This window comes from Brevibacterium sp. HMSC08F02, from assembly GCF_001807555.1.
GTDB classification, from domain to species: Bacteria; Actinomycetota; Actinomycetes; order Actinomycetales; family Brevibacteriaceae; genus Brevibacterium; species Brevibacterium ravenspurgense.
Genome location: NZ_KV789366.1, coordinates 1 through 11,609 on the forward strand (window position 1 = coordinate 1; position 11,609 = coordinate 11,609).

General features: G+C 62.1%; 10 protein-coding genes. 5 read left to right on the plus strand and 5 right to left on the minus strand.

From position 1 onward, the window contains the following. Positions 1 to 66: 66 nt before the first annotated feature. A complete protein-coding gene (locus HMPREF3172_RS08870) occupies positions 67 to 1,563 on the minus strand; it encodes an MmgE/PrpD family protein (protein ID WP_061940752.1) in 1,497 nt (498 codons plus the stop codon). A 247-nt stretch (positions 1,564 to 1,810) separates the two neighbouring features. On the opposite strand from HMPREF3172_RS08870, the gene nadC reads away from it, so the two are divergent. Genes nadC through HMPREF3172_RS08885 form a run of 3 tightly spaced genes read left to right on the plus strand, consistent with a single transcriptional unit; the run spans position 1,811 to position 3,977 of the window. Continuing rightward, on the plus strand, positions 1,811 to 2,713 hold the full coding sequence (gene nadC, locus HMPREF3172_RS08875) for a carboxylating nicotinate-nucleotide diphosphorylase (protein WP_070516918.1): 903 nt from the start codon (positions 1,811 to 1,813) through the stop codon (positions 2,711 to 2,713). Positions 2,714 to 2,753: 40 nt separating this feature from the next. Next, positions 2,754 to 3,290 (plus strand): DUF4916 domain-containing protein, encoded by a 537-nt coding sequence (locus HMPREF3172_RS08880; protein ID WP_070516921.1) that lies wholly within the window; start codon positions 2,754 to 2,756, stop codon positions 3,288 to 3,290. Between the two features lie 45 nt (positions 3,291 to 3,335). Further along, a complete protein-coding gene (locus HMPREF3172_RS08885; RefSeq protein WP_070516923.1) occupies positions 3,336 to 3,977 on the plus strand; it encodes a hypothetical protein in 642 nt (213 codons plus the stop codon). A 193-nt stretch (positions 3,978 to 4,170) separates the two neighbouring features. Here HMPREF3172_RS08885 and HMPREF3172_RS08890 read toward each other — a convergent pair whose 3' ends face one another. Beyond that, a complete protein-coding gene (locus HMPREF3172_RS08890; RefSeq protein ID WP_062022036.1) occupies positions 4,171 to 4,809 on the minus strand; it encodes an NINE protein in 639 nt (212 codons plus the stop codon). A gap of 224 nt (positions 4,810 to 5,033) precedes the next feature. Between HMPREF3172_RS08890 and HMPREF3172_RS08895 the strand changes: the two genes are divergently transcribed. Further along, entirely contained in the window at positions 5,034 to 6,629 is a 1,596-nt protein-coding gene (locus tag HMPREF3172_RS08895) for a cation:proton antiporter family protein (RefSeq protein ID WP_070428415.1), read from the plus strand. 9 nt (positions 6,630 to 6,638) lie between these two features. Here HMPREF3172_RS08895 and HMPREF3172_RS08900 read toward each other — a convergent pair whose 3' ends face one another. Continuing rightward, on the minus strand, positions 6,639 to 7,352 hold the full coding sequence (locus tag HMPREF3172_RS08900; RefSeq protein ID WP_061940764.1) for a GOLPH3/VPS74 family protein: 714 nt from the start codon (positions 7,350 to 7,352) through the stop codon (positions 6,639 to 6,641). Between the two features lie 120 nt (positions 7,353 to 7,472). Then, positions 7,473 to 9,479, minus strand: coding sequence for a BCCT family transporter (locus HMPREF3172_RS08905; protein ID WP_070516925.1), 2,007 nt, complete (start codon positions 9,477 to 9,479; stop codon positions 7,473 to 7,475). A 183-nt stretch (positions 9,480 to 9,662) separates the two neighbouring features. Here HMPREF3172_RS08905 and radA point away from each other — a divergent pair, with 183 nt between their 5' ends. Further along, positions 9,663 to 11,012 (plus strand): DNA repair protein RadA, encoded by a 1,350-nt coding sequence (gene radA, locus HMPREF3172_RS08910; RefSeq protein ID WP_070516927.1) that lies wholly within the window; start codon positions 9,663 to 9,665, stop codon positions 11,010 to 11,012. 78 nt (positions 11,013 to 11,090) lie between these two features. Here radA and HMPREF3172_RS08915 read toward each other — a convergent pair whose 3' ends face one another. Continuing rightward, positions 11,091 to 11,609 carry a gamma carbonic anhydrase family protein gene (locus HMPREF3172_RS08915; RefSeq protein ID WP_019174558.1) on the minus strand — a complete coding sequence of 173 codons (519 nt, stop codon included), beginning with the start codon at positions 11,607 to 11,609 and terminating at the stop codon, positions 11,091 to 11,093.

Sequence of the window (11,609 nt, forward strand, 5' to 3'; positions counted from 1 at the left end):
GCCTGCCGCGTCCGCGCGGACGCGGCAGGCGCACGTCATCTTCTGATCAGTGACTGAAGTCAGAGATCAGAAGATGCCCGATGTGGTGGTCTTGTCCAGGCCGTCGACGACGAACGACAGTTCGCCGATTGCCTTGCCGTCGAGGTCGGCGAGGTTTTCGGCCAGGTCGATGAAGCGCTTCTGTTCGGAGTCCGACACGATGCCGTCGGCAAGCGTGTGGAACTTCTTGATGTAGTCAGCGCGCTCGAACGGACGTGCACCGTTGGGGTGAGCGTCTGCGACAGCGAGTTCGTCGACGAGGGTCGAGCCGTCTTCGAATTCGATTTCCACGCGACCGCCGAAAGCCATTTCGTCCGGGTCGGTCGAGTGGTAGCGGCGGGTCCACTCGGGGTCTTCGCGGGTTTCGATCTTGTGCCACAGTTCGACCGTTTCGGGACGTCCAGCACGCTCCGGTGCGTAGGAGTCGTTGTGGTGCCAGCCCTGGTCTTCCATGGCGACGGCGAAGATGTACATGATCGAGTGGTCGAGGGTTTCGCGCGAAGCCTTCGGGTCCATCTTCTGCGGGTCGTTTGCACCCGTTCCGATCACGTAGTGGGTGTGGTGCGAGGTGTGGATCGTGATCTTCTTGATCTTCGAGAAGTCGTCGATCTGCTTGCCCATCTTGCGGGCGAGGTCGATGAGAGCCTGCGCCTGGTATTCGGCGGAGTGCTCCTTGGTGTAGGTGTCCATGATGGCGCGCTTGCTTTCGCCCTTGCCAGGCAGCGGGACGGTGTAGCGGGCTTCCGGACCGGACAGGATCCAGGCGATGAAGCCGTCTTCGCCTTCGTAGATGGGGTTCGGGGCGCCCTCGCCGCGCATTGCGCGGTCAACCGATTCGATTGCCATCTTGGCGGCGAATGCGGGTGCGTGCGCCTTCCAGGACGAGATTTCGCCCTTGCGCGACTGGCGGGTTGCCGTGGTCACGTGGAGTGCCTGGCCGATGGCCTGGAAGATGACTTCCTTGTCCAGGTGGAGCATGGCGCCGATGCCGGCTGCCGAAGCGACACCGAGGTGCGCCACGTGGTCGATCTTGTGTTCGTGCAGGCAGATGCCCTTGACCAGGTCGACCTGCATTTCGTATGCGGTGGCGATGCCGTTGATGAGGTCCTTGCCGCCGATGCCCTTGTGCTGGGCAACTGCGAGGACGGCCGGGATGTTGTCACCGGGGTGCGAGTACTCCTTCGCGAGGAAGGTGTCGTGGAAGTCGAGTTCGCGGACTGCAACGCCGTTTGCCCATGCTGCCCATTCGGGGGACACGCGGTAGTCGGTGGCCAGACCGAAGATGTTGGCACCGGGAGCCAGCTTGTGCGGCATGGCCTGCTCGCGCGCCGAGGTGGGGGCCTTGCGGTGGACCGATGCGGCGGCAACGGCGGCGTTGTCGATGACGCGGTTGATGACCATGTCCTGAACGTCAGCGTCGACCGGAACCGGGTCGACGGCAACTTCGGCCATCTTGTAGGCGAGCTGGTCTTCGTGTGCCAGCTTTTCCGAGCTCTTGTACGTGCGTACTTCGTGGTTGATCATGGGTTCTCCTCTGGGTCGACCATGGTCGCGAAGGTGCGCGGGGGTGCGCACCCCGAAAGTATCTTGATATCAAGATAAGTCTAGCGTGACCGACAACGCACTGTGCAACCGGCCACACACTTTGATCCAGGTCTCAGTTTCCGGACGTGCCGGACCCCATGCGCGGCGCGGATCCCGTAGTCTGCGTGTGTTCAGCGAAACAGCCTCCCGCGGCCCAGGAACCAGCCAGCGTCGAAAGGATGCCGAAATGACAAGCACTCCCGCCATCAGCCGCCTCGAACTGCGAAACCTCATTGAGCGCTCCTTTGTCGAAGACGCACCGGCCGGCGATATCACGGCACAGACCTTCATTCCCGAGTCTGCTCTCTTCACTGGTGTTGTGTCCGCCCGCGAACCGGGTGTGATGGCCGATGGCGGAGTCTTCGCCGAAGTCATGACGGCTGCCGCTGAAGAAAGCAGGACCGCGCCGGTCGAGGTCGAGGTGCTCGTTGCCGACGGGCAGGAGTTCACAACCGGCGACCACCTGATCCGCATGTCGGGACCTGCCCGCGCGGTCCTGTTGGGCGAGCGCCTGGGGCTGAACCTGCTGCAGCGCATGTGCGCAATTGCCGCTGTCACCAAGAAGTTCACTGACGAGGCGCAGCGCGGCTTTGCGCGCAGCTCAAGCAAGCAGGGCTCTGTTCGGGTTGCGGACACCCGCAAGACCACCCCGGGCTTGCGGTTCCTGGAGCGCTACGCCGTGCGCTGCGGTGGTGGACACAATCATCGCCGCGGACTGTCTGACGCCGTAATGCTGAAAGACAACCACCTGTCGCTGCTGGGCGAAGGAGACGCGCTCGCGGAAGCTCTGCGCGCTGGTATCGCTGAACTGGGCCACACCGTGCACGTCGAGGTGGAAGTCGACCGGCACGAACAGATCGAACCGGTGGTTGCAGCTGGGATCGGCACCATCATGCTCGACAACTTCACTCCCGATCAGCTGCGGAAGGGAGTTGAGCAGGTGGCCGGCCGCGCCGTTGTGGAAGCCAGCGGCGGCGTCAACCTGAACACGATTGCCGACATCGCGGCCACCGGTGTCGACGTCATTTCAGTCGGCGCTCTCACCCACTCTGTTGTCAACCTCGACCTGGGACTTGACGCACTCGACTGAACCACCCCATCGGAGCGGTTTCTGCCGCTACGATGGCCCCATGACGCGCACCGCTCTGGACTACGACGACAACTGGTTCTCCGCAGACGAACTGGCCTACCTTCGCCGTCGCCTGCCGATCACCTACGTGCACGCCGTGCCGCTGCTGCTGGGCCAGGCCGGCGAAGTCGAACGCATCGGCCTGCTCATGCGCCAGTCGGAAGGCCGGCTGGGACGCGAACTCGTGGGTGGGCGCGTCAAGTATCACGAGCCCCTGCGAGCGGCCCTTCAGCGGCACCTCGAAAGCGATCTGGGCCCGCTGGCACTCCCCCGCCTTCCAGAGTCCCTCACCCCGTTCCACGTGGCGGAGTACTTCCCGACCGAGGGTGAGTCCCGCTATTACGATCCGCGGCAACACGCGATTGCGCTGTGCTACACGGTTCCCGTCACCGGCGAATGCCAGCCCAGCCAAGACGCGCTGTCAGTCGACTGGTACACGCCCGCCCAGGCACTGGCCGACACTGTGGCCGAAGACATGGCGCACGGCCAGCACAGTATTGTGAAACTCGCTCTGGCACACTGCGGCGTGCTCCCGTAAGCAGCGGTTCTGCGCAGCGGGTGACTGCCGATCGGAGATCTTCAGATGACCTATGACGATGCGGCATGGTTGACGAGCCGAGAGCCTTTGCAGGTCGATGTGCTCGGACTGAGCCTGACCACACGAATACCAGATTTCGGCAACATGTCAGCTGCGGCGATTCTCCATCCTTTTGAGGACGAGAACGGCCAACCGCTCAAATGGCTAGAGGCTGACAAGTCTCGAGGCGCGGACGCAATCGAACTCTCAGCGGGACGGAATCGATTCTCACCTACTACTGGGGAACTGGATCATGCTCAAGCGAAGATCCTGCTGCAGATTCTGTGCCCCGTTCGGACATCTGTGCACCTTGGCTTCAGCGCGGATGTTCTTGTTACCCCGTCCTCACCGCACACCGGTATGCATCGCAACGCAGAAGGCAGGATCATCGCATCTGATCAACAACTTGTGGCTGTCGGCGGTGAACGGTTCCTCATGTGCCAGTTCACTGGTACGGGTCTTGAGCTGATGGAGTCGCTGTGTACAGCTGATGGTTGGATCGAGTGGCCTAACTTGATGTGGGCCGATGACAGATTCTGGATGCTCGATTCGCATTGGGATGCGCCGTTCACCGTCGTAGCCGCTGACGTGGAGACAATAGACCGCATCTCGTCATGCCCTGGGCTCGACTCTGTAAGGGTTCGCTGAACGTTCGGATGACTTCTTTGACTGGATCACCGTCCCGGTCAGCACACCTACCTCGTGGGTGCGTTCCTGGGCACCTCGGTCGGCGCCTAAAACAGCCCCGCAGATGCAAAAGGTGTGAGCCGCGAACACAGTGTTCGCGGCTCACACCTTTTCTGCACCCAGCTGCTGGCCGGGCGTGACGATCAGCTGCGCATTAGTTGGGGCGCAGCGGCAGGCCGTTGGAGTCCTTGGCGTTGCCCGCCAGCATGATGATGCCGTCGATCAGACCCCACAGCGAACCGAGGCCCAAGGTGACGAACGTGACGATCAGCTGCGCAACACCCAAGCCGATGTGGCCGGTGTAGAAACGGCCGACACCGAAACCGCCCAAGAGGATGCCGAGCAGACCGGCAACCAGCTTGGACTTTTCGCTGTAGGGCAGGCCCGACACCGGGTCATAGCCGTAGGGAGCACCGGGTGCGCCGGCACCTGGGCCGGGCTGGCCGTATCCGGCCTGGTGAGTGCCGGGCTGGCCGGGCTGGCTGTAAGCCGCCTGCTGGTCCTGACCCGGGTAGCCGGCGCCGGGCTGGCTGTATGCACCGTTGTCAGCCGGCTGGCTGTGGGCGGACTGCTGGCCCTGAGCCTGGTTGTCCGCTGCCGGCTGGCTGTACGGGTCGTAGGCTGCCGTCTGTCCAGCATCAGTCGGCTGGCTCGCTGGAGCAGCTTCCGGTGCCGGCGGGGCGGCCGGTTCCTGCGGCTGTTCGTACGGCGAACCGCTGTCCTGCCCGAAAGCAGCGTTGCCTTCTGCGTTTTCCGGATTGCTGCCGTATGGGTCGTAGGGCGGCTGAGCCATGTTCTCCTCCGTCAAGTTTGCTGAATGACTGGACAAAATTACCGGGACAAAATGTACCTGGCGTCACAGTCAGGTTACATAAACATGACAGCAGCCGCCTAGATTTTCGCGCCTTTGAAACTGCGCTCACGGCTGGCCTATTGGGTCGCTGCTGACTCTGAAACGGAACACAACACGACACCGACCGAGCACATGCCGGGACAAAAAGTAGTTAACTGTGAATCATGGATCTGCTTATCGTCTATGTAGCCACGGTGTTTCTGTGCGGCCTCGCCGCCTGGGCTGTCCGGCTTCCTCCGCTCATCGGCTTCCTCGCGGCCGGGTTCATCCTCAATGCGCAGGGTGTGGAGCAGATGCAGGCGATGGAGGTCCTGGCCGACATCGGCGTCACGCTCATGCTTTTCGCCATCGGCCTGCGCTTAGACCTGAAAGCCCTCACAGACAAGGCCGTGTGGTTCACCGCCGGCGCTCACATTGTGATCATGACCGCGATAAGCGCCGCTTTCATCACAGCCTTGAACATTCTCGGCGCTTTCGGTCCCACAGACCTTCAGGTCGCAGTGCGCATCGGCGTGGTCCTGGCCTTCTCATCGACGATCGTTGTCATCAAGATCCTGCAGGACCGGGGTGACGAACAGTCCCTCTACGGCAATATCTGTGTGGGCATCCTCATCATGCAGGACATCGCCGCCGTCATATTCATCAGCATTCTGCGCGGCGAAGCACCCAGCGCGTGGTCGCTGAGCCTGGTGGTGGTCATTCCGCTTCTCATGGTCGCCACCCGCCGCTGGTACAAGCTCGGCCACGGTGAACTTGGTGCTCTCTTCGGCATCGCAATGGCCCTCATTCCCGGTTACGCGCTGTTTGAGTTCTTCGGCCTGTCAGGCAGCTTGGGAGCTCTCATCATGGGCCTCGTCCTGGCCCGCTCCCCCGGTGCCGAACAGCTGTCACACGCTCTGTTCACGTTCAAGGAGCTCATGCTCGTTGCGTTCTTCGTCAACGTCGGCTTCATGGGCCTGCCCACCATGCAGAACCTGGTCGATGCATTCCTGCTTCTGCTGCTCATCCCCATACAGGCAATCCTGTTCTGGGCAATCCTGTGGTACTTGGGCCTGCGCAACCGCACAGCCGTGCTGGCAGCGCTTCTTCTGGCGAACTATTCGGAGTTCTCGCTCATCATCGCCGCTATGGGAGTCGACAGCGGTTGGCTGGACACCCGCTGGATGCTCTCACTCGTCTTGGCGGTTTCTCTGAGCTTCATCGTGTCCGCTGTGCTCAACCCGCAGTCGGTTTCCCCTGCAACACATCTGGCTCAGCGCCTGCCCACGCGTCCGCCCCACCTCATCCACCCTGAAGACCGGCCCATCGACCTGGGCCAGGCACGGGCGCTCATCCTGGGTATGGGGCGCGTGGGTCAGGCCTGCTACGCGGAGCTGACGGGGATTCTCGGCGATGAACAGGTTCTGGGCGTCGAGCACGACCCCGTGCGCGTGCGCGAACTTCAGGGGAAGGGCTGCAACGTGGTGGAAGGCGACGCTACCGACATCGACTTCTGGGCGCGTGTCAAAGCCGCCCACCAGATCGACATGATCATGCTCGCCATGCCCGCACAGCACGCCAATGTCGACGCCGTGAAGGAAATCCGCGCTTCTCACGTTGACACTGAGGACACCACAATCGCATCGGTGGCCATGTACATTGAAGATGTAGAAGAGCTCAACGAACTGGGCCTCGACGTGGTTGTCCACCTGCAGGACGGTGCCGGCGAAAGCCTTGCCGAACGCACACTCATCAAGCACGCCCGCACAAAGGAGCAGTGACAGCGGGAGTCAGGAGCTGGTGACCACGGTGGTCGAGGCTGCAATGGCGGCACTGGCTGCCACAATGGCGGCTTCGTCTGCGGCTTTCTTGATGGCCTTGCGCACCGCACTGTCCGCGGCCGAAGCTTCTGCGGCCTCCTGCGCCTGTTTGATGAGCTCCTTGCGGTTCGGGGCAGAGCCGTCTATCGCGTGGTCCACTTTCTTTCCTGCAGCCAGCAGCCCCAGAAGCGCGCCCGTGTGTTCATCGACTTTCGGTGCAGTGGCAATGGGCCCGGTGTCCAGCTGACGTGCAATTGACTGCCGCAGCTCATCACCCGTAACCCCATCAGCCAACCGCCACGCGGTGCCGGCTGGGATGAACAGGAACTTCTTCTGCTTTGAACGCACAGTCCCCTGCCTCTGCAGCCGCTCCATGAGCGAACCGTGCAGGTCCTTGGTGAGTGCTTCAATTGCTTTCTGCGTGGTCAGCGGTTTTGTGCTTTTGTCCTGCGCTTCCGTCAATCGGGCAAGCGCAGCCGTAAGAAACGGATCCGCGGGTGCCGCGCCGTCTATGATTTCCACCCGCGGTTTCTTCTGGTCAGGATCCGGCACGGCCACAGCACCAGCCACGAGGAGATCAGAGAACACCGCCCCGGCGAGCATCGCATCGACATCTTTGCCGACGGCCACGGGGCCTTCAGGTTTGCTGAGCAGAACAATGAGGTCATCAACGAGCAGGCTCATGTTCCAACTGTACTCAGCTGAGCTCAAAAGAACAGGGGTCTTCAGAGAAGACCCGGGTGAGGAAAAGGCACGAGGCGGAGCTGACCCTCGTGCCTTTTCTCATGACTTCCGCTCCTGTCGTCAGTCCTCCGACTGCGGCGGATTCTTTTTGCGCATGGGCAGCAGAGCAGGTGCCGTACGCTCAATGCGGTAGTCAATCCGGTTGTCCAGGCTCTCTTCCCATTCGCGGCGCATACGGTCAGACCAGTCCTCGTCCGGCACCAATCCGCCTTCGGAAAGGTCGTCGACAACAGCCTCGCGCACGTGCTCGGTGAGTGCCTGCGCGCGGCCAAGCAGACGCTGACGCTCGACCAGCTTCTGGTCGAGCTTGAGCGAACGCAGTGTCGCAAAGCACATCAGCAGCAGAATGATGCTGAACGGCAGAGCAGTGGCGAGCGCACCCGCCTGAATCGATTCGAGACCGCCGGACAGCAGCAGGGCGATGGCGATCGCACCTTCAAGGAACGCCCACAGGACACGCGTCCACAGCTTCGGATTGGGGTGACCGCCCGAACACAGCATGCACACAACCAGCGAACCGGAGTCTGAGGAGGTGATGAAGAAGATCGTCACCAGAATGATCGCGATGACTGACAGCACACTGCCCAGCGGAAGCGTGTTCAGCACCTGGAAGAGCGCGCTTTCGGCCACAACGCCTTCGCCGGATGCTTTATCCCACAGGTCGCCGACCGTCAGCTGGCGCAGAATGCCGGTCGAACCCATCACCGAGAACCACAGGAAGCCGACCGCTGTGGGCACGAAGATGACGCCCATGATGAATTCGCGAATTGTGCGGCCGCGAGAAATGCGGGCGATGAACACGCCGACGAAGGGTGCCCACGAAATCCACCAGCCCCAGTAGAACAGGGTCCAGGAGGAAGCCCAGGTCTGGCCGTCATCGCCAGTGTAGGTGGCGGTGTCCATCGTCATGTTGAAGAAATCGGCCAGGTAGAAGCCGAGTGATTCCACCAGGTTGCGGAAGATGAACACGGTCGGACCCAGAATGATGATCGAAATCAGCAGGACTCCGGCCAGGGTCAGGTTTCCGGTCGAGAGCCACTTAATGCCCTTGCCCAGGCCGCTGACCACGGATGTCGTAGCAAGGAGGGTGATGACCACGATGAGCACGACCAGCAGCGTTTCGCTCACTTCGCTGATCAGGCCCATCGACTGCACACCAGCAGCAATCTGCTGGACGCCCAGTCCCAGCGACGTGGCGACGCCGAAGATGGTTCCCATGACAGCGACGACGTCAACGGCATCGCCCAGCCAGCCGTGGACGCGCTTGCCCAGGATCGGTTCGAGTGCCCAGCGGATCGACACGGGGCGTCCGCGGCGGTGAATGCCGTAGGCCAGGGCCAGGCCGATGATGGCGTAGATCGACCACGGGTGCAGGCCCCAGTGGATGAAGGTTTGGGCCATGCCGTGTTTGGCCAGCTGTTCAGGCCCGCCTTCCCAGCCGGGCTTCGGGTCTGATGTCGCGTAGATCAGCGGTTCCGCCACACCGTAGAACACCAGTCCCACACCCATGCCCGCTGCGAAGAGCATGGAGAACCAGGGGATCAAGCCGAACTCGGGTTCTTCGTTGTCTCGTCCCAATCTGATTCCGCCGTACTTGCTCAGCCCGAAGTACAGGGCGAAGACGATGAAAATGGCCACCACGAGCATGTACCACCAGCCGAGCGCACTGACGATCCACTCCTGCGCGGTGGTCAGAACGCTGCCGGTGGCGTCTGGCAGTGCGATTGCGGCGATCGTGATGATCGCTGTGATGATGAGCGAGGGCCAGAAGACTCGCGGGGTGATGAAGCCGCGGCCGATTTTCACGCCCTGGGCGCGAAGCTGACCCACGATGCGCAGGTCGGCGGCCTCGTTGTCAATGGGGCGGATTTCGCCCGCTTCAGGGTCAAGCGGGTCGACCAGCGCTGCGTTCTGAGATTCGCTGAGCCGGTCCTCCAGCGCAACTCGATCATGAGATCGGACTGATCCGGCTGGGCCGTCGGACTGATCTGGCCGTGTGGAATCCGCTGAGCGATCCGAAGCCGTGGAGTCGTCCGGTGTCGGATCGGCCGAGTTGTCGGCGGTCATCCTTCGTTCTCCTCTGCTGTCAACTGGTGACTGGTCAGATATCCACACTACACACACGGATTTCGCAGGGTCTTTGCAAAGCGACGCATCCCGGCACAACAACCAGGCTTCCGGCCGCTGTCGAGGTGGAGGTCAGGCCGGTTTGATTCCCTCTGTGTCAGTGCCTCATGGCACGCTGTGCATATGACTTACGAATGCACGGACTGCGGCTACCGGAGCCCCAAATGGCTGGGCCGCTGCCCCAAGTGCGGGGAATGGGGAACTTTGGAAGAGGCTGTCCAGCTGGGAGCCTCTGCCAAGACGAAAGCGGCTAAGCCCACAGCGCTGACAGCCGCTAAGCCCATGACTGAAATCGACCCTGCCTCGGCCCGTGCGCGCTCCACGCAGGTAGATGAGCTCGATCGTGTGCTCGGCGGCGGCTTTGTTCCCGGCGGGGTTGTTCTGCTGGCCGGAGAACCCGGCGTCGGCAAGTCCACTCTGCTGCTCGATGTTGCCGGCAAGGCCGCGGCGGCCGGGCAGCGGGTCCTCTACGTCACGGGCGAAGAATCGCAGGGGCAGGTGCGCGGTCGCGCTGAGCGAATCGGTGCGGTGCAGGAGCACCTCCTGCTGGCAGCAGAAACCGATCTGGCCACGGTGCTGGGCCAAATCGAAGCGGTTTCCCCTGACCTGCTGATCGTCGACTCCGTGCAGACAGTTGGTTCATCAGAAGTCTCCGGTGTTCCCGGCGGCGTCACCCAGGTTCGGGAAGTCGCGGCGTCCCTGATCCGCGAAGCCAAAGTGCGCGGACTGCCCACCATCCTTGTTGGCCATATAACCAAGGACGGCAATGTTGCCGGACCGCGGATCTTGGAGCACCTGGTGGATGTCGTGTGCAGCTTCGAAGGCGACAGGCATTCGCGCATGCGAATTCTGCGCGCTCTGAAGAACCGCTACGGAACAACTGACGAGGTCGGCCTGTTCGACATGGACGAAACCGGCATCAGCAGTGTTGTCGATCCGGCCCAGATGTTCGTCGGATCATCGAACTCGCCGGGCACCTGCCTGACGGTTGCGCTTGAGGGCAAGCGAGCGATGATCGTCGAAATCCAAGCGCTCGTCGACCCCCAGGAGGGCGGCGGCTCACCCAGGAGGGTGGTCAACGGACTCGATTCTTCCCGCGTGGCTATGAACATCGCTGTTGTCGGCCGCAGTTTGGAACAGAGCATCAGCGGACGCCACGACGTCTACGTGTCGACCGTCGGCGGCATCAAACTGTCTGAGCCCGCAGTCGACCTGGGGGTCTGTTTGGCCCTGGCAGGCGCATATGCGGGAAGGCCGCCCAAAGACAGACTGGTCGCAGTGGGCGAAATCAGCCTGTCCGGTGAAATTCGGCGGGTTCCCGGAATTCAGCAGCGCCTGATTGAAGCGTCCCGGTTGGGTTTCAGCCGCGCCATCGTCGCAAAAGGCTCTCTCACCGACATCACGGTGCCGGAGGGCATGCGCGTGGCCGAATGCACCACTCTGCGCGATGCCGTCGACATTGCCTACAGCTGAGTGCGGCTGCGCTGAGCCTTTTGTGCATGCTGCCGGCAGGAGTGAACACTGCCTGCCGGCATTTCAGCTTCGGTGTTGTCAGTCGATCGCCTTCGCGTGACGGCGGGCAGTCTGCACGTAGTGCGCGGCTGACTGCGGCAGGAAGTCGAGCTCTTCCTGGGTCAGTTCACGGCGAACCTTGGCGGGAGCACCCGCAACAAGCGACCCATCGGGAACCTTGGTGCCTTCCAGAACCAGCGCACCGGCGGCCACCAGGCAGTCCTTGCCGATCTCTGCCCCGTTCATGATGGTGGCGGACATGCCGATGAGCGTGCGATCACCGATTGTGCAGCCGTGAACCACCGCGCTGTGGCCGACCGTGACGTCATTGCCCACAGTGCAGGGATAGTCTTCGTCAGCGTGCAGAACCACATTGTCCTGCAGGTTGGTGCGCTCTCCTACCGAAATCGTCGCGGTATCACCGCGGACTGAAACCCCGTAGAAGGCGCTGGAGTCTTCAGCCATGATCACGTCACCGGAAAGGGTGGCCGTGGGAGCGAGAAATGCGGCGTCGTCAGCTTTCGGGACGCCATTGTCCAGAGGAATGATGTGTGCCAT